The organism is Ensifer sp. ENS11, from assembly GCF_014851895.1.
Lineage (GTDB): Bacteria > Pseudomonadota > Alphaproteobacteria > Rhizobiales > Rhizobiaceae > Ensifer > Ensifer canadensis.
Map to the genome: position 1 here is coordinate 1 of NZ_JACVAN010000033.1, position 23,306 is coordinate 23,306.

Consider the following 23,306-nt stretch of genomic DNA (forward strand, 5'->3'; position numbering starts at 1 on the left):
GGACGTCGGAAGGATTTCATGAACGATCCTGCGGTCATTGCCCGGCGGCGACAGGCGCTCTCTGACCTCGATGCGGCGGAATGACCGGCTGCTTCAACTGTCCAAGCTAAAGCCGAAGGGGAGCGTCTCATCCGCCCCCTCCCTTCCCTTGCAACCCGGTCCGGTCGGGGGCTTGCCTCAGCGCCAGTGGAGATGTCGAGTGTCGCATGTCTAAATGGCTGACGACGCGCCGCCCAAAGTGACATTTCTACTTTGCGCCAACGTGGACAGTTCAACCTTGCTGCCACATCGTGTGTAGCCGGGTACATTCTATTTTCAAGTGCGACATGCCAATGATTTCAACGGCTTCCCCTTGGAGATTTTGGAATGTCACAACGCTATTCGCAACTGAGTCTCGCCGATCGACGTCGACTACACCATTTTGTCGAACGCAAAGTGCCGATCAATGAAATGGCGCGCCAACTCGGTCGGCATCGATCGACGATCTATCGCGAGATCAGACGCAATACATTCCACGATCGCGAGCTGCCCGAATATAGCGGCTACTTCTCGACGGTTGCCGACGACATCAGCAAGGAGCGTCGGCGGCGCCTGAGGAAGCTCAGACGTCATCCGCAACTGCGTGAACTGGTCATCGAGCAGCTGAAGGCGCTTTGATCACCGGAACAGATCGCCGGCCGCCTGCTCGATGGCGTGAGCGCTGTGCGTGTCTGCACCGAGACGATCTATCGCTTCCTCTACGGCAAGGAAGATGATGCACTCGCCGGGGACGCACTGCTCCTCTGCTATTGGGCCGTTATAGGTTGAGAGCCGCGAGCTTGCTCCCGGTCAGTGGTTTGCCAACACAAATCAGCCGGCCCGGATAGCGGTCCGCCAAAGGATTGATTTCAGGAAACCGACCGGAAACGACGACCGCGCGCGCTTGCGCCGATGAATCCAGCCATTTGCTGGCAAGGTCCCACCCGCTCGGCAAGCCATCGAGGTGAAGGTCGGTGACAAGCACATGTAGCGGCGATAGCGACCGCAACTGCCCTTCGGCGGAGGACTTTGAATTTGCCACGACCACATTGAACCCGGCGGCCGTGAGCATGCGCTCGCCGTTGGTGAGCGCCATCGGATCGTCGTCGACCAGCAGGCAACGCCGGCGGTCGGTGTACCCGATTGAGGGACCGTCAGTCGCGGTGGCAAGCGGAATGACAAGCGTAACGGTTGTGCCGCGTCCAGGTTCAGACTCAATCGACAAGTCGCCGCCCGATTGACGGATGAACCCATAGACCATCGAAAGACCGAGACCCGTTCCCTGCCCGTCGCGCCGCGCGGTAAAAAAGGGCTCAAGACATTGCCTGCGTATATCAGGCGCCATGCCACAGCCCGTGTCGGTGATTTCGATCTCTGCTGCCTGATCCCCTCGTGCGCGAAGGGTAATGCCGATCCGTCCTCGCTCATCCATGGCCTGTCGCGCGTTGAGGCACAGGTTGAGAATTGCGCTCTCGAGCTGGCCAGGGTCCATCTTGGCAAGCAGCGGTTGGCCGTGGGGACTGATGACGAGGTCAACCTCGCCATTCAACGCGATCTCGACCAGATCCCCCATACCTGAAACGAGGAGATTGAGGTCTATGATCTCGGGCTCCAGATGCTGCTTTCGCGCAAAGGCAAGCAGTCGCTGCACCAAGGTCGCGCCAAGCTCGACGGAAGCCCCCATGCGTTGACACAATTTTGCCGCGGCGTCGGGTCTCGCCGTCTCGATCAGATGAAGATTACCTGACAAGGTGGACAGGATGTTGCCAAAATCGTGCGCGACTTCGCCGGCGATTTTGCCGAGGCTCTCGATCCGTCTTATCTCGTTCAAGCGCGCCTCGACGCGTCGCCGCTCGGTAACATCCGAAAACAGCCAAACGACACCACCATCGGGAAGAGAGGCCAGCCTGCATTCAATCACGCCGCCGTCGGCACTTTTAAGCTCGTGATTTTCTGGTGCTGCGTCGTGACGGATGCCGGTGCTTGTGAACGGTGAAGCCTCGAAGACACCGGAAAGCGTCCGGTTCACGGCAACAGCACCGGCCTCGATCCGCAATACTTTCGGCAGGTTCGGACTCACGGCCGCAATCGTGCCTTGCGGTGTGGTTATTGCCACGCCGTCGCTCATTCCAGCGACGACCGTCTCGAAGAGCAGGTTCTTGCGGCGAAGCTGCCGGTTCGATCGGTCCAATCTCAAAACGGTCGCGCGGAACATCCGGAACGCGTGGAAGAGCTTGCCTATCTCATCGTCCGGCTGCCGGGTTCGCGCCAGCCGGCTGCTCCGGTCACCGAGGGCCAGCCGCACCATGGCTTCAGAAATGGCCCTGAGATTGGCGGCGACATATCGAACGACAAAAAGAGCGGCGGCAATGGTGACCCCCGCGCTGATCGCCCCGACGGCAAGGATGACGACCTTCGCATAGTCAATGGAGGAGCGAGTATCGAGCCGCACGGCATAGAGCTTTACATCGGCTTGTGCGATGACTGTCGCGCTCAGCTGGTTGATGTTTTCTGTTTGCTCGCGAATACGCGAGAGCGCGTTTCTTGCCTTTGCCAGAAAAGCGAACTCCATCCGGCGCAATTCAAAAATTCGAGCCGGCCCTTCGCCATCGCTTGTCAGCGCTGACAGCTGACCGGGCATGGTCACTGAGACCAGTCGTCGTACGGCGTGATATTCGCGGTCAAGTTCGCCGAGATGGAACAGATTGTCCGTGCGGCGTGCGGCCGCGAGCAGATCGATCAACTGCCTGACAGCAAATTGCTGCCGGGGGTTGGCAAGCGCGGATGTGTCCTGCCCGGGAAGAATGGCAGAATCCAACAAAAGAAGTTCCCGGTCGAGACGCAACTTCGCATCGCGAATGACCGACTGCCGCTCGGTCGCTGCGACCAGATCCGCGACCGCTGTTCTGAGCGCGCCGAGCGGCATGTCGAACTGCACCGCGAGCCTTGGGTGGGAGCTGGAGAGCGTCCCAACCTGTTCTTCGATCCGGCCCGCCGTTTCCAGTACCGCTGCGGCCTCCTTCTCGATCAGATACGACGATTGCAGGGTCAGCAAGAACGGAGCCGTGCTCGAGAGCTGAGAGACAAGACGTGAAATGGCAAGCGCGTCACCGACATCCTGGACCGTGGCGGAATGCAGCGCTGTAAGCCGTTTCTCGGAACGGTCGAGCGCGACCCATGCCACAGCGCCGATCAACACCGTCGCAGCCGACAGCAGCATCAATGCTGCCAGCAACTTCTGCTGCACGCTGAGGTGTCGGAAGCGCACCATCATTCGTGCGGCGCCTGGGATGTGACGAAGATGTACCCTTGCGTTCGACGTGTCTGAAGATGCACTGGTTTCGAAGGGACGCGCTCGATCTTGCGTCTCAGCCTCAATATCAGGACGTCTATCGTTCGATCCCCGTAGTTCGTGAGGTCGCTACCAAGATCGGTCAGCAACTCCGTGCGAGGAATGACGCGATTTGGATTATCGAGGAAATATTCAAGCAGACGATATTCCGAATTCGTGAGCGCGACCTCGTTGCCATCAGAGTCCAGCAACTGGCGCCTTGATTTGTCGACCCGCAGCTCGCCAAACGCGATCGATGACGGCGCCGCAGTGTCGGGCGATACTATTCCTGCAGCCGGCCGGCCGTATCTTCGCAGCACGGCGCGAATACGCGCCAGCAACTCGCGCGGATTGAAGGGTTTGGTGATGAAGTCGTCCGCCGCCGTCTCCAAGCCGATGATACGATCGATCTCATCACCTCGGCCCGTGAGCATCACGATAGGCATATCGAGGCGCGCGCGGATATGCATGGCGAGCGTATGACCCGACTCCCCCTTGAGTTTCAGGTCGATGAGCGCCAGATCTACCTCCGGCCGTTCACCGAGCGCGACAAATTCGGCGATGCTGGCAAGCGCAATCGCTGAAAATCCGTTCTCCGTAAGTAGGCTCGCCACCATATCGCGATGCTCGCGATCGTCATCAACGATAGCGATGACGCTCCGTCTGTCTGATAGTCCCCTCACCTCGAAAGCTCCTCCCATGCCGCACATGGCGGCATGGAGCGACCATATATTGAAGCGGACAAGTCTGCACGACGCGTTTGATTGCCAAAGTTGGCACGGCTGTAACTTTTGAAACAATCCCAATCAATAAGCCGGTACGGCGCAGGATTGTTAATGCAATGATCGTGGCAAAATCGCCAACGCGACTGACATATTAGAGCCGGTTGTTCGGCAACGGTTTGTCGAATAGCCATGGCAGGGAGGAGCAACGGCCAATGATGTTGAAGACACTATTCATGAGTTCCGCGCTGATCGCGGCAACCGCGACAACTGCGGCTGCCCAGCAGCTCAGCGTCGTCTGCAGCTCGGAACAAGACCATTGCGACCTAGTCGCGAATGAATTTCGCGCCGCCAGCGGTGCGGACATTTCCTTGATCCGCAAAAGCACGGGTGAGACACTCGCACAGATCCGGGCCGAGTCCGGCAACCCCAAGATCGACGTCTGGTTTGCCGGAACAGGTGATCCGCATATGATCGCCGCCGAGGAAAACCTCACGGAGGCCTCCGGCGCGGACACGACGAATTTGCTCGGCTGGGCGAAGAACATGGCCGAGATCACCGACGGCAAGGCCATCGGCGTCTACGCTGGCGCACTCGGCATCGGTTACAACGCCGAACTGCTCAAGGAAAAGGGCTTGAAGGCACCGGCCTGCTGGAAGGATCTTGCAGACCCCGCCTATCGTGGCGAAATCCAGGTTTCCAACCCGAACAGCTCCGGCACTGCCTACACCGAGATTGCAACATTGGTGCAGCTCTTCGGCGAGGATGAGGCTTTCCGCCTGCTCGCCGAAATTGGCAAGAACGTCAACCAGTACACCAAGTCTGGCTCGGCGCCCGTGAAGGCCGCTGCGCGTGGCGAATCCGTTTTCGCCATCGGCTTCATGGCCAACATGGTGCAGCAGAAGAATTCGGGCTTTCCGCTCGAGATCGTCGCTCCGTGCGAAGGCACGGGCTATGAAGTCGGCGCGGTTTCGATGGTCAAGGGCACCAAGAACACCGCGACCGCCAAACGGTTCATCGACTTCGTGCTGTCTCCGGATGGCCAGAAGCTCGGCGCTCAGGCACAGTCCTATCAGACGCCTTCCAACCTGAACACGCCCGTGCCGCCTGAAGTGGGAAACCTCTCTTCGGTCAAGCTGATCGACTACGATTTTGCAACGTACGGCTCGTCGAAGACGCGCGAGAAGCTCCTTGCCCGTTGGGATGCGGAGGTAAAATCGGCCGGCGGCGCCATCGAACAATAACAGCCAGCGGCGACGGCCTGCCGCGCGCACGCCGTCGTCCGTCTCCGGCACAGGCTGACGTCGCTCGCGACGCGGCAACGATGCCATTTGCGCCGTTCTTGCGCTGATCGGCCTTAGTTAGGGAACATCTCCAATGAAAACGACCACCGCGCTTTGGCTAGTGCTGGGGCTGGCGGGCTATGTCCTGTTGCCATGGTACGAGACGGATGCGGGCCTGCTCGATCCCGCCTTTCTGGCAAGCTATGTCAGAGGCGAATTGCCGTCCGGTCTGGCCCAATTGCTGTTTCATGGACACTGGTGGCTTGCCGCTCCGCTCATCGGTTTTGCAGGCTCGCTTGCTGTGCTTCTCGCCGTCAAGGCGCAACGGCCGGCGGCTCTCGGCCTTGTCGCCTTTGCCGCGGCCGGTCTCACGCTTACTGCGATGCAGGGCCTGTTGATCATCCCTTCGGGCGCACGCGTCCTCTCACTTCCCGGTACCGCAGCAGGTCAGGGCAGTATGGGTCTCGGTGCCTTGCTGACGTTCTGCGGCCTGCTGTTCACCGTGACCACAGGCATTTCCGGTCTCGGCAAGGGTCGGGGCGATGCGTTCGTTTGTGGGCTGATCGGCGCCATTTTCGCCTCCGTCGGCGTTTTCGTTTTTTACCCTGTCTCGCATGTCCTGCTGCGCGCTTTCGAACTGCGCGACAAGACAGGTTACGGTCTCAGCGAGTTCTTGCCACGCCTCCTTTCGTCCGACATCTGGGGCGCGAAGTGCCTTGTCTTTGCGGGGCCTTGCGGCTCGGGAACCAATTCGCTGATCCTTGCCCTCATGACCGGCTTGGGCACGACCGTGCTCGGGCTTGCCTTCGCGCTGATCTTCACGCGCACGAACTTCAAGGCCAAGGGCCTTCTGCGGGTGCTGACGATCATCCCGATCATCACCCCTCCATTCGTGATCGGTCTGGCACTCATCCTGCTTTTCGGCCGATCAGGCACCGTGACGAACTTGCTGGCCGACGTCTTCGAAATGGAGCGGACGCGCTGGCTCTACGGCTTCTGGGGTGTGTATCTGGCACAGGTTCTGAGCTTCACGCCAATTGCCTTTCTGGTGCTGATCGGTGTCGTCGAGGGAGTCAGCCCCTCGATGGAAGAGGCCTCGCAGACGCTCGATGCGGACCGCTGGCAGACATTTCGTTACGTCTCGCTTCCCCTGATGCGGCCCGGACTTGCCAATGCCTTCCTGCTCGGCTTCATCGAAAGTCTTGCCGATTTCGGCAACCCGCTCGTGCTCGGCGGCAATTTCAACGTGCTTTCGACCGAAATCTACTTTGCGATCGTTGGCGCCGTCGCCGATCCGGCGCGTGCCGCCATCCTGTCGATTGCCCTCCTGTTTCTGACGCTGGGCGTTTTTCTGGTTCAGCGTCGCTGGGTCGGTACGAAATCCTATACGACGGTGACCGGTAAAGCAGATTCCGGCCGGCATGCGGCGCTCAACCCCGGACTGAGGACCGCCTGCTACGCACTTGCACTGCCCTGGGCCGCCTTCACGGCCGTCGTCTATTCGATGATTGCGTTCGGCAGCCTGGTGAAGCTTTGGGGTTACGACCATACATTCACCCTTGCGCACTATGCTCGCGCCTTCGCCATCGATCTCGGCAACGGCCTGCGCTTCACCGGCTCGGCCTGGGACAGCTTCTTCACGACGCTGGGTATCGCCGCAATATCAGCGCCGCTGACCGCCCTGATCGGTCTGGCCACTGCATATCTGCTGGTTCGACAGAGGTTCTTCGGCAAGGCGGCATTCGAATTTTCGACGATGCTCTCCTTCGCCATCCCCGGCACGGTTATCGGCGTGGCCTATGTCCTGGCCTTCAACTTCCCGCCGATCGAGCTGACGGGTACGGCCATCATCCTGGTGATCGTCTTCATCTTCCGCAACATGCCGGTTGGCGTGCGTGGCGGGATTGCCGCGATGTCCCAGCTCGACAAGAGCCTCGACGAAGCCTCAACGATGCTCGGTGCCAACAGCTTTACCACGGCTCGTCGCGTTCTTGCGCCACTGCTCGGCCCCGCAATTCTTGCCGCCGTGACCTACAGTTTCGTGCGCTCCATCACGTCAGTCTCGGCCGTCATCTTTCTGGTCAGTGCCCGCCACAACATGGCGACATCCTTCATCGTCGGCCGCGTCGAGAACGGCGATTTCGGCGTCGCCATCGCCTATTCCGCCGTGCTGATCCTGACGATGCTCGCCGCCATCCTCACCCTTCAATTTGCCATCGGCCAAAGGCGCCTGCGGCGGACCAACCGCCTCGAAGCGGCCTGAACGAAAGGACCAACCCATGACGAACACACAGCCGAAAGGATCCGTCCGTTTCGACCGGGTCGTGAAGCGCTACGGCAACGTGACCGCTCTCAAGGAATTGTCGCTGGAGATCGAGCCCGGAACACTTGTGACGCTTCTCGGCCCTTCAGGGTGCGGCAAGACGACGACGCTGCGTCTGATCGCGGGGCTGGAAAGCGCCAGCGAAGGCAGCATCTTCATCGGCGGCCAGGACGTTACGCACCTGTCGGCCACCTACAGAAAGGTCTCGATGGTGTTCCAGTCCTATGCACTCTTCCCGCATATGACTGTTCTCGAGAACGTCGCATACGGCCTGACCGTCAAGCGGATGCGCAAGGCCGAATCCCAGCAACGGGCGGAAACGGGTCTTGAGCTCGTCGGGCTCAAGGGGTTCGGCAATCGCCTGCCTTCGGAACTATCAGGCGGCCAGCAGCAGCGCGTCGCCGTCGCCCGCGCAATCGTGCTCGAGCCGGAAGTGCTCCTATTGGACGAACCGCTATCGAATCTTGACGCGAAGCTGCGCCGTCATGTTCGCGAAGAAATTCGCCAGATACAGCAGCGGCTAGGTCTGACGGCTGTCTACGTGACCCACGACCAGGAAGAGGCGATGGCGGTTTCGGATCGCATCATCGTCATGCGGAACGCCGAGATCGCCCAGGAAGGATCGCCTCACGATCTCTACGAGCGCCCCGGCTCTGCTTTCATCGCCGACTTCATCGGCGATGCGAACCTCGTGGATGTTGACGTCATGGGAGCATCCTCGTCTGGGGCAGAAATCGCTTTGTGCGGTAAGATGTTGATGCTGCCCTCGGCTGCTGCGCCGACCGGCCCGGCCAAACTCGTCTTGCGGCCTCATCAGATCAAGCTAGCAGCGACGCCGGGTCACGGAAGTTTTCCGGCGGAGATCACCTATGCCGCCTACCTGGGAAACCAGATCCAATACACGCTGCAGGGAGAACTCGGTTCTCTTTTCGCCGTGGCGCCGCCGATCGCCGGTGCGCCACAGGTCGGATCATCCGTGTTCGTCAGCTTCGAACCGGCGGATGCGCGACTGGTTGCAGCATAGCGTTTCCAGGAAAAGCACGAACCTGTTTTGGCTCCAGGAAATGCGTCGAAACAAGGAGCTAGATCGTTTCGGGCCGTCCATCTGAAAATGAAACGATCTTGGTCGGCTGGCGCACGGCGCCCCGACAAAGGGAACGTGCGTTGGGAGAACGCGCGTAGCGGTGCGGTGCCACGAGAATGAAGATTCCAACATTGCGCAGGCGATGACCTTTGCGTGGCACCGGATCACAAACCGCCCTTGAGAAGGGCAAACATGGAGGAGAGAAATGAGAATGAGGACAATCAAAACTGCCGGATTGCGGAGCACGGTTCTGCACTTGGCGTTTCTCGGCCTGGTCGGAGCCACGCGGGCGGCGGCCGCTGACGCAACGCTCGTTCAGGCCGATGACCCCTACTTCAAGCAGGCCGACACCACACTGGCAAACATCCTCAAGCTGCAGAAGAACACGAACGCGGCGAAGAACGTTATCCTCTTTGTCGGCGACGGCATGGGATTTTCGACGGTCACCGCTGCCCGGATCTTCGAGGGGCAGCAGCGTGGCGTCGATGGCGAGTCCAACGTGCTTGCATGGGAGGCTTTTCCTTACCTCGCCGCTTCGAAGACCTACTCGTCGGATGCGCAGATTACGGACTCTGCTCCCAGTGCCGTTGCCATGACAACCGGCGTGAAGTCGATCAACGATGCCATGGGGCTTGATCACACGGCCAAGCTGGACTCGTGCGAGGATCAGAAGACCAAGCAGGTGACCACACTGTGGGAGATGGCCGAGACGATCGGCATGTCTACCGGCGCGATCACGACCGCGCGAATGACGCATGCGACGCCGGGCGCCACTTACGCACACATTGCCAATCGCGACTGGGAATCCGACGCTCATATGCCCGAAGAGGCGATCAGCGCCGGTTGCCTCGACATCGCGCGCCAGCTCGTCGAAATGCGCTATGGCGATGGTCTGGAAGTGGCGCTTGGAGGCGGCCGCAGCAATTTCCTGCCCGCGTCGGTCGAAGACCCTGAATACCCAGGAAACGCGAAGAAGAGCGGCAAGCGCAAGGATGGCATGGATCTAACCAAGGCGTGGACTGACCGGTATGGCGAGAGGGGCGCCTATGTCTGGAACAAGTCCCAGTTTGACGCGATCGACACCACACGTACAGACCATCTCCTTGGCCTGTTCGAGCCGTCACATATGCAATACGACGTCGACCGCGCAGCCGATAAGGCTGGCGAGCCTTCGCTTGCCGAGATGGCTGAAAAATCGATCGACATCCTGTCGCGCAACCCGGAAGGATATGTTCTTCTGGTCGAAGGCGGACGCATCGATCATGCCAGCCACGAGTCGAACGCCTACCGTACCCTGTCTGACGCCGCTGCCATGAACGAGGCGGTAAAGGCCGTTCTACGAAAGGTCGACCTCAACGAGACGCTGATCGTCATCACCGGCGACCATAGCCACACATTGACGATTGCCGGCTATGCCAAGCGCGGCAATCCTATCCTGGGGATTTCTGTCGGCGTCGACGGAGAGCCGATCTACGGGAAGGATGGCAAGACTTACACTACCATCGGCTTCGCGAACGGTCCGGGCGGTTATGAAAAACCGCAGGAACGGCCGATGCTGACCTCCGAAGAAACGACAAAGCCTGACTTTGTCCAGCACTCGCTGGTGCCACTCAACAGCGAAACACATGGTGGCGAAGATCTTGGCATCTATGCAGCAGGGCCGTGGGCTCACCTGTTCCAGGGCACCGTCGAGGAGAACTACATCTTCCATGTGATGAACTTCGCTTCGAAGATCACCGATCGTCTGACCGACAACTAGACGCGACCACTATCTGTTCGCGATGCTATACAACCTCGAAGGCGCCGCATGACTCCCGTCATGCGGCGTTCGTCAGTTGGACGTTGCCTTGCCTTCAGATGATGTTCCCTAAGGATCACGTGCAGAGATGGCCATTCTCGCCGAGGCAGCTTTTTTTGGGGTGAGCACGTCTGTGTTGCCATGCTGGAGCCAGTGTCTTTTCAAGCGCAACACGTTCCATGACCGGAAGCTTCCCACGTACACGGGCTACTTCGGGACGATTGCCGATGACATCTGCCCGGAGACAATCACATGATCGCCGGCAAGGATGACGGCGAACGAGTGGTTCATCTGGCCACCCTCGATGAAAGGTTCGGCGCAAATTCTTGGCCGCCAACTTATGGGAAACAGTTTTCCGATAAATCAATCGTCCTGGGATGGACCGCTGGATGATGTCCCTCCGGCATCTGGAGAGGGCTAATGCACGAAGACAAGATCCGCCAGGCTCTCATCGAGCTTCTGTATCGCAACTCCTATGGCGTGGTCATCTCCAACATCGTCATTTCCGGCGCTGCGGTGTACGTCCTTCGCAATGCCGTATCGGCGAGTTGGCTGGTCGGATGGGTTGGCGCGCTCTATCTGCTCATCGTCTTGCGTGTGCTCGCCTCCCGCCGTTTTTTCAGCCGCCCAAGGGATTCCCGGTCCATCATGCGATGGGCCTGGCTCGCTGCAGCATTCACCTGGGCGTCCGGCCTGCTGTGGGGCACGCTCGGCTGGGTCGGCTTCCTTCCGGATGCGCCCATTGTTCTTTCGTTCACGGTTATCGTGCTGACCGGCCTCGTCTGCGGCACGGTTCCGTCTCTGTCGGCCTTTCCGCCCGCGCTCATCGGCTCAATTCTTGTGACGGTCTTGCCGATCGCCGTCCGCTGCATTCTGACGGACAGCGATATTTCCGGCGCTTTCCTGTTCCTGCTCGCCTCCCTTGTGGCAATCAACTTCTACTACTGCCGCATCACCTACCGGATGTTGCGTGAAACCGTCAGCCTGCGACTGGAAAACGAGAGCCTCGTCGGTCACCTGCAAGAGGAACGTGATCGGGCACAGGCAGCAGACCGCGCCAAGACTCGATTTCTGGCAGCCGCCAGCCACGACCTGCGCCAGCCGATCCATGCGTTGAGCCTGCTTGTTTCCACACTTGCAATATTGGGGCAGCGTGGAAACGTCGCCTCAGCCGATGCTCGCGATCTGGCAACGAGGGCGAAATCCGCCGTCAGCAATCTCGGCGGACTGCTGAATGCGCTGCTCGATATCTCCCGACTTGACGCCGGCATCGTGACGATCGCAAACGAGACAGTGTCGTTGCGCGACCTCTTTCGCGATCTTCGCGACGAGTTCGCCGCAGAAGCAAACCAGCGCGGTCTTGACTGGCGGATCGTCAACAGCGACTTGCTGATCGACAGCGACCCGATGATGCTCCGACGGATCCTCAACAACCTGTTGTCGAACGCGTTTCGCTACACCAATGCGGGCGGCGTCCTCCTTGGCTGCCGCAGGCGCGGCAATTCGGTCGAAATCCAGGTCTTGGACTCGGGCTCCGGCATTCCTGCCGATCAGCAAGCGATGGTCTTCGAGGAATTCATGCAGTTGCAGAACCCGGCAAGGGACCGCACACAGGGTCTGGGCTTGGGCCTTGCCATCGTTCGGCGCACGGCCGAGCTGCTGCAACATCCCTTAAGATTGGTGTCCGTGCCCGGGCGCGGCTCGATGTTCTCGATCACAGTTCCGAGGGCTCGCTCGGTAGGATCTCCCCTGCAACCCGGCCGGCCATCTCCCGCGGCCGGCATCACGGCCGGTATCATACTGGTGGAGGACGAGAAGGAGGTGGCCGACGCCATGGTTCGGCTTCTGACCCTGGAGGGGCATCGCATCTATGCCGGCCGGTCTGCCGAGGAAGTGCTGAGAGTCCATTCCGAAGCCCTGGTGGCCGGCAGCGCGCCGGTCGATCTTATCGTTGCCGATTACCGCCTGGAGCATGGCGCCACAGGTCTGGACGCGATCCAGACCCTTTGCGACCACATCGGCCGCCGCGTTCCGGCCATCATCGTTACCGGCGACACCTCGCCATCGCGCCTCAAGGAGGTTAGCGCCAGTCGCGCGCGCATTCTGCACAAGCCCATCACGGGAGAGGAGCTGCGCGATGCGATCCATGCCGCCTTGGAGGGCTTCGAGCCGGACCCCCGCGGATAACCAGGGTATTGAGCGCACCAGGCGTCGGCAGCAATGTTGCCAGAGCCTCGTTGGCGCGGCTTGACCAGTTCGCCTCAGCGGGTTCAAAATAGCGAAGGCGGGGGACCGGGAAGACGAGCCTCGGCAGCCTTTCCGCTTGATCGAGCCAACCTCGCGGCACCCGGCACCCTCACCCATCCGGTCTGACCAGCGACCGCGCGTAATCGCCAAGAACAGCAACGAGCCGATGTTTTCGACCGGGCGATGGAGGCCGTCCGACGGCCACAAGCAAGCGGCAAAAAGACCGGCGAGGCTCTCGCCGTTTTTTCCACGCTCAGGGTAGATGACCGTTTGGGAGATCACGCCGGCATGTCACTCCGGGAGCCCCGCCTTGCGGTAGCCATCGACGAAATGCGCAAGCGTCGCAGCGTCGCGGAATGGCTCGGTCGTCGCCCAGTGGTGGATTGTGAAACTCGGATTGCCAACCAGGAAGAGTTCGACCTCTGTGCGTGCCTCGTCGAGCCGGCCCAGCTGAGCAAGGCTTGCCGCCAGGAAACGGCGCGAGCTTGTACGGTACGTCTCGTCCCTGCGCAGCGTCTCGACAGCGGCTTCGTATTGGCCCACCGCGTATTGTGCCTGGCCGAGCGTCAGATAGTACCAACTCGCCGGAAACGGGTTCAGCCGGAACGCCTTGCGAATGTGCTCAAGCCCTTCCTCTGCCCGTCCGGCCAGGACCGCAACATCGGAGAGCGCTGCCCAGCTGTCGGCCTCGTTCGGGTCGAGCTCGATCGCCTTGGCGAATTCCCGATCGGCTTCGTCGAAGCTGCACTCATAGGCAAGCAGATACGCCAGAACCCAGCGGCTGCCGGCATCGTTGGGATCGAGCGCGACGGCCTTGCGCGCCAGTTCCAACGCAATGCCACGGCTAGCTTCGGTGGGTCCGCCCGAATGCACCCACCCCATCCAGTGGTTCATGGCAAGCCAGCGATAGGCCTCGGCATAATCAGGATCGAGCGAAACTGCGCGCGTGAGCATCAGATGCGCTTCCTGCGCCGACTGCGGCGTGTCATCCATCAGCTTACGCGCCCGCACGCAGAGATCGTAAGCCTCGAGATTGTTGGGTCGGTTGCGCGACGGCGGTGCGCGCAGCCGGCCGAGCAAGGCTTCCACGATCTTGCCGGTGACCTCGTCCTGAACGGCAAAGATATCTTCCAGGCTGCGATCGAAGCGTTCCGCCCATAGGTGTTCGCCACTCACCGCATCGACCAGCTGGGCGTTGATGCGCACATGCTCGCCGGCGCGACGAGCGCTGCCCTCCAGCAGGTAACGCACGCCAAGATCCTCAGCGATCCCGCGCACGTCCATCGCCCTCCCCTTGTAGGCAAAGGCCGAATTGCGTGCGATGACAAAAAGGCCGGAGATCCTGGACAGGTCAGTGATCAGATCTTCGGTCAACCCATCCGCAAAGGATTCCTGTTCGGGGTCGTTGCTGATATTCACGAAGGGCAGCACGGCTATCGATGGTTTGCCGGGCAGCGGCAAAGGTTTTCGCTTCGCCCCACTCAGCTGCTCGATGGCCCTGGTGAAGCGGTAGCCGACGCGCGGAACCGTCGAGATCCATTCACCGCCGTCGGCGGCGGGACCAAGCAGCTTGCGCAGCTGCGCGATCTGGACGGTGAGATTGCCTTCCTCGACAGCCGTGCCCGGCCACGCCGCATCCATCAACTCGGTTTTTCCAAGAATTTCGCCGGGTTGTCCGACGAGTGCTGCAAGCAACTTTAACCCGCGGTAGCCAACCGCAACGGGATCACCGTTCCGAAGCAGCGTTCCCGCATCCGGATCAAGCACGAACGGACCAAAGGCGAAGCGCGATCCCTGCATGCGGCGCATCTATAGTCCGTTTGGAAGTTTTTGAGAACTATTTGGGAGGGCTTAATTACGACGCCGTTCGTATCCGGCAGACTCCATCCTCTTTCAGGTCGAGGGCCGCTGGCTCAAACCATATGGAGGTTGCCATGAACGATACTCCCACCCTTGCGTCGGCCCCGCATCAGACAACGCGGCCAGAAACGCCGGTGCGGCCGGCGGAAGTGTCGCGTCGGCACCACAGCCTGACGACCCTGCGAAGCATCATCGCCACCTGGGCCGAGCGGATACGCTTTCGCTGGGAACTTGAGCAAAAATTGAAGGACGATCCCCATTTGATCGACGACATCGGGCTGACGAGACAGCAGTTCGAGGCAGAGATCGCCAAGTCCTTGTGGCAAGTATCAAACCCCTTATAAGGCGAATGCTTCATGACTGCCGAAAGCACGACAATATCGCGCGAGGATCGGATCCCATGGGCCGCGATGGCAGGCATCATCGCGACCATCACGGTGTTCGCCGTGGCACAGGGGCTGACCTATCCGCTGCTCAGCTTCATCCTGGAGCGGCAGGGAATGACATCAGGCGTGATCGGCCTGTCGGCGGCGATGACGCCGCTCGGTTTCATTGTGTCCGCGCCTTTCATTCCCGCGTTGACGCGGCGGGTGGGCGCGCCGCGGCTTGCGATCCTCTGTTCGATGCTGGCCGCGCTCGCCCTGATCGCGATAGGCTGGACGCAAGAAGTATGGGCTTGGATGCCACTGCGCTTCCTCCTCGGCTTTTTCGCCAATCCGCTTTACGTGATCAGCGAAACCTGGCTGCTCTCGATCACGCCCGCGCCGCGCAGGGGCCGCATCATGGGCCTCTATTCATCGATCGTTTCGGCTGGCTTCGCCATCGGCCCTCTGTCGCTCGGGCTGGTTGGCACGCAGGGCTGGCCGCCCTTTATGATCGGCATCGTCGCCTTCCTTCTCTGCGGCCTGATCGTGCTTGCAGTCGTGCCGCGCCTGCCTGACATGCTGCATGAGGGTGAGACAACATCGGTCGGCGGCTTCTTCGCATTGGCACCGCTCCTGCTGTTTGCGGTTTTCACTGCCGCCGCTTTCGAGCAGACCCTGCTTTCCCTGTTCGCGGTCTATGGGGCCGCACTCGGCAGTGCCGAAGAGCGCATCGCTTCGCTCATCACCTGTTTCATCGTAGGCAATGCCGTGCTGCAGATTTTGCTCGGCCGTGTGGCAGAACAATTTGGCGAGAGACGGACCATGTTAGGCTGTGCCCTGGCCTCGCTGGCCGGCTGCCTGCTGCTGCCGTGGTTCTTCACGTCGTGGCTCATCTGGCCGCTCGTTTTCGTCTGCGGCGGGGTCTCGTTCGGGATCTACACCATGTCGCTGATCCAGCTCGGCGAGCGTTTCGCCGGTCAAGCCTTGATCGCCGGCAACGCTGCCTTCGCGATCCTATGGGGTACCGGCGGCATCGTGGGCTCGCCCGTCACAGGACTGGCGATGCAACTGATCGGACATCAGGGATTGCCATTGTCCCTTGGCCTGCTGTGCTGTGTCCTGGCCTTTCTCCTGATGGCGGAGAGACGACGGGGTTGATCCGGGCACTTGCCTCATGCCGCGTCGATGATGATAAGCCGGGTTCCACCAATAGGGAGTCAGCATGATCGCCGCCTGGTATATCCCATTGACATATCCACGGCCAACAACCTATATGGGGATATACTTAAGCCATATCCCAAGAGGTGATCGATGGACCAGGGCTCCGTATTTCAAAGCAACCGCAGCCAGGCGATCCGTCTACCGAAGGCCGTGGCGCTACCCGACGATGTCAAGAAAGTAGATGTCGTGGCGGTCGGAAGGACTCGAATAATAACCCCGGCCGGGGAAGCTTGGGACAGTTGGTTCAACGGCGAACGGGCGAGCGCCGACTTCATGGCGGATCGTGACCAGCCCGAGCAGCAAGAGCGCGAGACGTTCTGATGCTCAAATACATGCTCGATACCAACATCTGCATCTTCACGATCAAGAATCGTCCAGAGCCTGTTCGCGAGGCTTTCAACCGCCACCAGGGGCAGCTCTGCATCAGTTCGATCACTCTTATGGAACTGATTTTCGGCGCTGAAAAATCGGCAATGCCGGAGCGAAATCTCAACGTCGTTGAAGGATTTGCGGCAAGGCTCGACGTTCTGAACTTTGATCGCTTGGCGGCAGCACACACCGGCCAACTCCGGGCCGAGCTGGCCAGGGCCGGCAAGCCAATCGGACCTTACGATCAATTGATTGCTGGCCATGCCCGCTCACAGGGACTGATCCTGGTCACCAACAATGGACGGGAATTCGAAAGAGTGCCTGGCTTGCGTCTTGAAGACTGGGCGACCACCTGACAATGGAAGGCATGCCCGATTGCCAGGGGCGCGAAAGCCTGGCCGGAGGAAGGAACAAACTTGCAAGATAAGCGTTCTGCGGCGAAACGGAGGCAACGCAGATGCAAGGTATCAATTGGGATCACCCCGTCAGGGTCGGTCCAGAAGGTGAGCGGTGTATCAACGGGCCAGAGGATGCGCTGCAGTATCTAAGTGAATGGCCGCAAGGCGGATGGTTCTACGAACGGGCCAGAAATCGCTGCCACGCCGCGCTGGAGCGCGGGGAGAGCCTTGGGCTCTCCCGCAAGGCCTTCATTGGCGCGGCCATCGAATGTTCATTCCCGATTGCGGAGGACGAGATTTCCTCGTGAGTTGCCGGCCAGCAACCTGATTTCACGATCGGGCGGTTCTCCACAGCCCGTGAATTTCGCACGAAATTACAAGCTCCTAAGCCTGCCCGCATTCGTGGATAACCAGTGCATCACTTGAGGGTTGCTTCGCCTGCTCCACCTCCGTTTTTCCGGTGGCATGAAATCCATCTAGGGTGCACAAGCTCCGGTTTTCCCGGGCGGTTAGTGTAGCAACTATCAAAGAGGCCGCGCCCTGCTGCAGCAGGCGCGGCCTTGACGCCTTTCAGGTCGACATTTCGCGGAACGGTCGAGGCTTGGCTCGGCGACGCCGACTTTCACATCAACGACGTGAATCGGTTCGCCCCGACCGATTCAAAACTCTCATTGGACGCGGATTCCCCGACGCGCGATGCTGCGTTCATGACCCAGCAGTGCTCCAACCTCTACTTTCAACGGATAGATCCCAGCCGAAACATGGCGCGCTACTATGCGCTTTCGATACAACCGACGCTCTTTGGCGAAATCTCCCTTATCCGCGCCTGGGGGCGCATCGGTACGCTCGGCCAGGAGATGAGCCATCACTTCGCATCCGAGGCCGATGCCATTGCGCTCCTTCTCCAAATCGCCCGCAGAAAGAGGGCGAAAGGCTATGTTGCCAAGGCAATCTGTGGAAAATCACCTGAGGAGGCGGGTGTTGTTGCGCAAGACCGATGACATTGGCGCCATTCGGGCAAAGTATCCTTTCGTCAAAAACGAGGAGGAACAACTTTTGACCACCACAACTGAAATCGCAGAAAAGATCGCCGGCGAGCATGGCCTGACGAAGGCTCAAAGCAAAGCCGTCGTTGAATCCGTGCTTGCAGCCATCTCCGCCGCTTCGGTCTCCGGCAACGAGACCTCCCTGCCTGGCTTCGGCAAGTTCAAGGTCAAGGCCACGCCTGAGCGTGAAGCCCGCAATCCGGCAACCGGAGCGACCATCAAGGTCGCGGCAGCAAGGAAGGTGTCCTTCGTACCGGCAAAGGCTCTGAAGGACGCACTCAACAAGTAACGTCGCAGCTTTTGGCCCCGCCTGCTGGCGGGGCCACTGAACCCGCTTAGGCTCTGCGTCCAGGCAGCAGCAGAACCCGATGCCATGGGGCTTCTCAGCCGCACGCGTTCAAGCGCCACCGCCGCTGCGCACCATCGTCAAACGCAGTGAAGACGTCCGGCCGGACCGCCCTACCCGTCGAACCGGCCGTTCGAGATGTCCTCGGCCGACGTCACGGAAACCGCGACGCTGACGCCCTTGATAACCGTGCCTCCGGCCCTTTGGAGATCAACGACGGTCTGAAGGGCGCCTTTGACCGGCACGGTCATCGGCGCGACGGTCCCTGCCTCCAGGTCAACAATGTAAAGTCCCTCTTCGCCAGCGAAACCTAAGATCGCAACTTTTGCCATGCACATTCCCCCGCTCGGTTTTATGTCTAGAAGCCTGCCTTCTTGAGACCTTCACGATAGATGTCTTTGTGCCATTTTTCCTTAATCGGTACGATCGACAGCCAGTTTTCGACATCAAAGTCGGGATGGGTTTCTCGGGCTCTGGTAACGAACACATGTGCTTTGTCGCGGTGGCCGAGCATGGCCCAGCTCGCAGCCGCCAACCGGTCGGCGAGGCTGCCATCTGCCATTCTATCGATGTAGCCAATAGCCGCGTGGAAACGGCCGAGACCGTAGCAGGCGCCCGCCGCCGTCCACAGGTAGGAATCCGGGCTTATGGGATTGAGTTCGATGGCGCGCTCGATGGTCCGACACGCGATATCCAGACGCGAACAGTGGGCCAAGGCGTCGGCGTGGTCGGCAATGATATCCGCGTAGTGTGGGCTTAGCGTCTCGGCCAGTTGCAAAGTCTCGACACTTTCGTCGAGAGCACCCTGCAGCAGCTTTGCCACCCCAAGCTCGCGGTAACCATCCGCCATGTCGCTGCTTGTCTCAATGGCCTGCAAGGCATAGGTCTCAGCCAACTTCAGCAAATCCGCCTCGCCTCGCGCCGTCAGAAGCCACTCCTCCGAATAGGTTCGTGCAAGCGAGCTGAGCGCCGGCGCGAAGTTGGGGCTTTCCTGCAATACCGCTTTCATCTCCTTTCGGGCACGGCGCAGGTTGGGCAGCGTCAAGCGGTCGAAGAACTGCCGTCCGAGCAGATAGCGGTGATACGTGGCCGGGTTCCGATCGAAATTGGAGCGCGTGATCCTGTGGCGCTCGATTTCGCTCGCGACCGAAAGTGCCAGGCGCCCGGATATGTCACGCCTGTTTTGCGCGAAGCGCGCGCCATCAAGGCTGAGCCGCTCCGCCCAGACAATCTCGCTCGTGGGAAGAAACACGAGCTGTGTGAACAAGGAAAGCGCCTCGTCCACACCGCTCAACCGTGTCTCGAGCACATAGGTCAGGCCATGATGCTCAAGCATCGCGAGCTGGTCTTCAGTTTTGCGGCTTATCTGCAGGGCGGAGTAAGGTGCCAGCACCTGAACGCTATTCAGCACACAGAAGCCAATGGTGATGTCCTCCAGAAGCGAGGCCACGATCATCGCTGCGGCGGGTTCGCGGCTGTAGTTGCTGGGCGGGAGCAACGCCAGGCGCGGCAGGCTAGGCCTTGAATGTTCCGTCAGTTCAGCGGGATTGATTATCTCGACATTTGCCGCCCGCGCCGCGATCTTGGCTGGCGGGAACGATTGTTTCTCCTTCATCCAGGATGCGAGCATCTCGTTTCGCCGTTCAAACGTGCGCCTGAGATGCTCAACCTCTCCCTGCACATCGTAGGCCTGCAGCAGAAATTTGGGTGCAATCTGGTCGTTTGAGCCTGTGAGAAAGACGAGCAGCGCGGCCTGTTGGACGACGGCACGCTGGGCAGCTGTGTTGGCCAGAGATGCCATCAGCCGCATGGCATGATCGAGCGCTATCAGCTGACGCTCTCGCTGCTGCGCTAGCCAGTGGTCAAACAAAGAATTTTGAAGGTCGATTTTATCCAGAAAAGCCGATCGAAGCCGATCAACAAGCTCCTTGAGTTCATCGAACGAGCCTTCAGGCTCGGCCATCCCAAACAACGAAACATCGCAGGTGATCAAGGATGACTTGAGCTCGATCCCATGGTTCGAAAAAACAAGAAAATGCACATTGAGCTCGGATTGACGACCTCTGATCCGCGAGATCAACCTGCGAAGATTGGTGAAAGCGACTGATGGCGTTCCCCTGCCCCAAAGCAGCTCCGCAACCTCCATTCTCGTGGCGGTCCGACGGCCTGTGGAAAAAAGGTAGGCGAGGATCACAAGCGCCTTTGCGGGGAACGGGATAGCGTGCCCATGCTCATCGAGCAACTCCAGACCGCCAAATGTCCGCAGGCGGAAGATCGTGGACTGTGGTTCGCCGCCTGAATCCAATCGCTCGACCTCTATCAGATTTCCACACGATCCTAAGTTGAATTAGGCGGAAAATCATGCCGAAGTCAACTTACAGTATCGGAGTGCAACGGCTCAAAGCTTCGCACATTTGTCCCAATCAATAGTGCAGCACCACGTCACAATCAGCGCAATGGGGAGCGGGTCTGATGCGTCAACACAGCGAACAAGTTCAAAGCAGCGCTGGCTGAGAAGCGCCGGACCGGCCGCCTTGATAGATCTAAGAATTTGACATCGGGACCGGCAGGCGGATAAAGCTCGGCTAAGGTATCGGGCACCTGCCGCCTGCGGACGCAAGTCACGGTGAAGCCCGACGATACTCATCTTCTCACCCTCGAAGCATTTCGTCGGTAGGCAAAGCAGGCTCCCTGTCAAATGCGAAATGCCTCATTTGAGGAGTGAGCGATGTCGTCCGGACACGCACAACAAAATCCGTTCCTGACCGCTCCGATCGGGCGGCTCTTTATTACCAATGCTTTGCCGATGATGCTTGTCATGATGATGAGCGGACTATTGACCGTGGTTGATGCCGCCATCCTCGGGCATTTCATTGGTGCCGATGCCCTGGCTGCGGTCAGCATCGTCTTTCCAGCGGTGATGGTCACAATCGCATTGTCGACGCTTGTCAGCGGCGGCATGTCCAGCCTGCTTGCCCGGCATCTAGGCGCAGGTGCGCGAGAGATGGCGGCGGCAGTATTTGCACGGGCCCACGGTCTCGCGCTCATGATGGCGCTGGTGCTGATCTTTGCCTTCCTTGTGGGCGGGCGCACCGCCACCGGCCACATAGCAGGCACCGAAGGCAACATCGCCGAAATGTCGTATCGTTACCTCCTGATCATGATCTGCGCGACGCCTGTGCAGTTTCTGCTGGGACTGCACGCGGATGCTTGCCGCAACGAAGGCCGCGTGGGCCTGATGGCATTGATGTCGGTCGGGGTAACCTTCGCCAATATCGCGTTCAACTACGTGTTGATCGTCGAGCTCGATCTTGGCATTGCCGGATCGGCGTTGGGCACGGCGCTGGCCCAGGCCCTTGGATTGGCACTCCTGGTCGGGATGCGGCTACACGGCGTTTGGATGATACCGCTCGCTTCGCTTGGGGCGCATAGTTGGGCCGGTGGCTGGCGGCCCATCGTGCTCCTCGGCATGCCGCTGAGCCTGAGCTTCATCGGCATCGCACTGGTTGCGGCCACGGTGATCGCGACATTGCGGCTGACCGCCGGCGCCAGCTACGCCGACACTGCTGCTGCTTATGGCATCGTCATGCGCATTTTGAGCTTTGCCTTCCTGCCGCTCATGGCGATCGCGCTCTCCACGCAAAGCATCGTCGGCAACAATGTCGGAGCCGGTTTTTATCAGCGTTCGGACAGAATGTTGCGCCTCGCAGTAAGCGTTGCGTTTTTCTATTGCGTCGCGGTCGAACTCATCTTGCTGAGCGCAAGCAGCAGGATCGGCGCGGGCTTTGCGCAGGATGCGTCTGTCGTCGCAGAAGTCGGCGCAATCCTGCGGCCGATGGTTTCTCTTTATCTCTTTACCGGGCCCATTCTGGTGTTCGCGCTTTATTTCCAGGCCGTGGGTCAGCCTGGGAGAGCGGCGGTGCTGACGCTCGTCAAGCCGTTTGCGCTTAGCCCGCTGCTGATTGTCTGCTTTGGGGTCTTCGGCGACAGCACGGCGATCTGGTTTGCCTTTCCGGTCACAGACTGCCTTGTGGCCACCCTCGCGACAGCGATCCTTATCCCAATCCTGAAGACCCCCGCCCCAGCAGGCGGCTTTGGACTCAGGGTCCAAAGGATAACTGTATGAGAAACCAAGCGGGGCCACATGAGGCCGGCAGCGTTGCCGGTTGGTGATGACGCAAGGGAGCGATGTGGTGCAGTGCCACGCGAAGTTTCGTGGCGCCAAAATCACAAATTTCGCGCCATTGAATTGGCCCGGGAACCTACGCGGGTTTCATGAGAAAGCCCGTGGCCAGTGCGTGGAAAGCGGCGACAGCCTTCGGCAGTACGCCCTGCGGATCGTCGCTGGCGGCAATCCAGAGGGCGGCATTGAGCGCAGCGCCACTGAGAAGCCGGGCGGCGGCTTCCGCGTCCACCGGCTTGAGTATCCCCTGCGCGGTCAGCCGCTCAACTGTGCGCTTTGTCGACTGAAGACAGCTACTCTGGCTCGGCCATTGCGATGGATCGCCCAAGACAGCAGGTCCGTCGAGCAGAACAATGCGTTGCACTTCTGGGACAAGTGCCATCTCGATATAGGCGGCACCCTCGGCCAGCAAGCCTTGCCAAGGGTCTGTCGCACGGGCGCCGATCTCCTGCGCGCTCAAAGCCATGTCGGAGTCGATCTGGTTGACGACCGCGGCCAAGAGGCCGCGCTTGTCGCCAAAATTGTGGTAAAGCGCCCCTCGCGTGAGCCCGACCTCGGCTGTCAAGTCGTCCATTGAAGCAGCGGAATATCCCTTTTCGGCAAAGGCTTTTCGCGCCGCCGCGATCAGCTTGACGCGGTTTTCCTCCATCGTCTCGACACGCCGTCTCGCCATCTTGCCCTCAAGTTCATATACGCCTCGTATATGAACTTG

The 23,306-nt window shown here is 60.0% G+C and carries 20 protein-coding genes and 1 pseudogene; 15 read left to right on the forward strand and 6 right to left on the reverse strand.

What is annotated here, in order from left to right:
• Nucleotides 1-366: 366 nt before the first annotated feature.
• A pseudogene (locus IB264_RS32700) lies at nt 367-762 on the forward strand (transposase); the annotation flags it as partial.
• A 34-nt stretch (nt 763-796) separates the two neighbouring features.
• Here IB264_RS32700 and IB264_RS32705 read toward each other — a convergent pair.
• The gene (locus tag IB264_RS32705; RefSeq protein WP_192435117.1) at nt 797-3,073 is read right to left on the reverse strand and encodes an ATP-binding protein; all 2,277 of its coding nucleotides are present in this window, start codon (nt 3,071-3,073) and stop codon (nt 797-799) included.
• A gap of 215 nt (nt 3,074-3,288) precedes the next feature.
• A complete protein-coding gene (locus IB264_RS32710) occupies nt 3,289-4,059 on the reverse strand; it encodes a response regulator transcription factor (RefSeq protein ID WP_309141687.1) in 771 nt (256 codons plus the stop codon).
• A gap of 230 nt (nt 4,060-4,289) precedes the next feature.
• Here IB264_RS32710 and IB264_RS32715 point away from each other — a divergent pair, with 230 nt between their 5' ends.
• From IB264_RS32715 to IB264_RS32740, 6 genes are all read left to right on the forward strand, one after another.
• Complete coding sequence (locus IB264_RS32715) at nt 4,290-5,315, forward strand: ABC transporter substrate-binding protein (RefSeq protein ID WP_210335707.1); 1,026 nt, start codon at nt 4,290-4,292, stop codon at nt 5,313-5,315.
• A 133-nt stretch (nt 5,316-5,448) separates the two neighbouring features.
• Nucleotides 5,449-7,617 carry an iron ABC transporter permease gene (locus IB264_RS32720; protein WP_192435123.1) on the forward strand — a complete coding sequence of 723 codons (2,169 nt, stop codon included), beginning with the start codon at nt 5,449-5,451 and terminating at the stop codon, nt 7,615-7,617.
• A 16-nt stretch (nt 7,618-7,633) separates the two neighbouring features.
• Entirely contained in the window at nt 7,634-8,701 is a 1,068-nt protein-coding gene (locus IB264_RS32725) for an ABC transporter ATP-binding protein (protein WP_192435125.1), read from the forward strand.
• A gap of 271 nt (nt 8,702-8,972) precedes the next feature.
• Nucleotides 8,973-10,520, forward strand: a complete 1,548-nt coding sequence (locus tag IB264_RS32730) for an alkaline phosphatase (RefSeq protein WP_210335708.1) — start codon at nt 8,973-8,975, stop codon at nt 10,518-10,520.
• A 291-nt stretch (nt 10,521-10,811) separates the two neighbouring features.
• Entirely contained in the window at nt 10,812-10,952 is a 141-nt protein-coding gene (locus IB264_RS32735) for a hypothetical protein (protein ID WP_192435129.1), read from the forward strand.
• 27 nt (nt 10,953-10,979) lie between these two features.
• Entirely contained in the window at nt 10,980-12,746 is a 1,767-nt protein-coding gene (locus IB264_RS32740; RefSeq protein WP_192435131.1) for a hybrid sensor histidine kinase/response regulator, read from the forward strand.
• Between the two features lie 351 nt (nt 12,747-13,097).
• On the opposite strand, the gene IB264_RS32745 is transcribed toward IB264_RS32740, so the two are convergent.
• A complete protein-coding gene (locus tag IB264_RS32745; protein WP_192435133.1) occupies nt 13,098-14,606 on the reverse strand; it encodes a winged helix-turn-helix domain-containing tetratricopeptide repeat protein in 1,509 nt (502 codons plus the stop codon).
• A 134-nt stretch (nt 14,607-14,740) separates the two neighbouring features.
• Between IB264_RS32745 and IB264_RS34995 the strand changes: the two genes are divergently transcribed.
• The 7 genes from IB264_RS34995 to IB264_RS32780 all read left to right on the forward strand — a co-directional run bounded on the left by IB264_RS34995 (nt 14,741) and on the right by IB264_RS32780 (nt 18,354).
• Nucleotides 14,741-15,010 carry a DUF1127 domain-containing protein gene (locus IB264_RS34995; RefSeq protein WP_246811875.1) on the forward strand — a complete coding sequence of 90 codons (270 nt, stop codon included), beginning with the start codon at nt 14,741-14,743 and terminating at the stop codon, nt 15,008-15,010.
• A gap of 12 nt (nt 15,011-15,022) precedes the next feature.
• On the forward strand, nt 15,023-16,189 hold the full coding sequence (locus IB264_RS32755; protein WP_192435135.1) for an MFS transporter: 1,167 nt from the start codon (nt 15,023-15,025) through the stop codon (nt 16,187-16,189).
• Nucleotides 16,190-16,342: 153 nt separating this feature from the next.
• A complete protein-coding gene (gene vapB, locus IB264_RS32760) occupies nt 16,343-16,573 on the forward strand; it encodes a type II toxin-antitoxin system VapB family antitoxin (RefSeq protein WP_192435137.1) in 231 nt (76 codons plus the stop codon).
• The gene (gene vapC / locus IB264_RS32765) at nt 16,573-16,977 is read left to right on the forward strand and encodes a tRNA(fMet)-specific endonuclease VapC (RefSeq protein ID WP_057207748.1); all 405 of its coding nucleotides are present in this window, start codon (nt 16,573-16,575) and stop codon (nt 16,975-16,977) included. The genes vapB and vapC overlap by 1 nt, the downstream gene beginning before the upstream one ends.
• 101 nt (nt 16,978-17,078) lie before the next feature.
• A complete protein-coding gene (locus IB264_RS32770; protein WP_025431368.1) occupies nt 17,079-17,327 on the forward strand; it encodes a DUF982 domain-containing protein in 249 nt (82 codons plus the stop codon).
• A gap of 399 nt (nt 17,328-17,726) precedes the next feature.
• Nucleotides 17,727-18,020 (forward strand): WGR domain-containing protein, encoded by a 294-nt coding sequence (locus tag IB264_RS32775; RefSeq protein ID WP_025431369.1) that lies wholly within the window; start codon nt 17,727-17,729, stop codon nt 18,018-18,020.
• A gap of 55 nt (nt 18,021-18,075) precedes the next feature.
• Entirely contained in the window at nt 18,076-18,354 is a 279-nt protein-coding gene (locus tag IB264_RS32780) for an HU family DNA-binding protein (RefSeq protein WP_025431370.1), read from the forward strand.
• Nucleotides 18,355-18,524: 170 nt separating this feature from the next.
• Here the strand turns inward: IB264_RS32780 and IB264_RS32785 are convergent, their stop codons facing one another.
• On the reverse strand, nt 18,525-18,743 hold the full coding sequence (locus IB264_RS32785) for a hypothetical protein (RefSeq protein WP_025431371.1): 219 nt from the start codon (nt 18,741-18,743) through the stop codon (nt 18,525-18,527).
• A gap of 26 nt (nt 18,744-18,769) precedes the next feature.
• Entirely contained in the window at nt 18,770-20,716 is a 1,947-nt protein-coding gene (locus tag IB264_RS32790; protein ID WP_210335709.1) for a hypothetical protein, read from the reverse strand.
• Between the two features lie 423 nt (nt 20,717-21,139).
• On the opposite strand from IB264_RS32790, the gene IB264_RS32795 reads away from it, so the two are divergent.
• Nucleotides 21,140-22,537, forward strand: a complete 1,398-nt coding sequence (locus tag IB264_RS32795) for an MATE family efflux transporter (protein WP_192435139.1) — start codon at nt 21,140-21,142, stop codon at nt 22,535-22,537.
• A gap of 136 nt (nt 22,538-22,673) precedes the next feature.
• On the opposite strand, the gene IB264_RS32800 is transcribed toward IB264_RS32795, so the two are convergent.
• Nucleotides 22,674-23,267 carry a TetR/AcrR family transcriptional regulator gene (locus IB264_RS32800; RefSeq protein ID WP_192435141.1) on the reverse strand — a complete coding sequence of 198 codons (594 nt, stop codon included), beginning with the start codon at nt 23,265-23,267 and terminating at the stop codon, nt 22,674-22,676.
• Between the last annotated feature and the right edge of the window lie 39 nt (nt 23,268-23,306).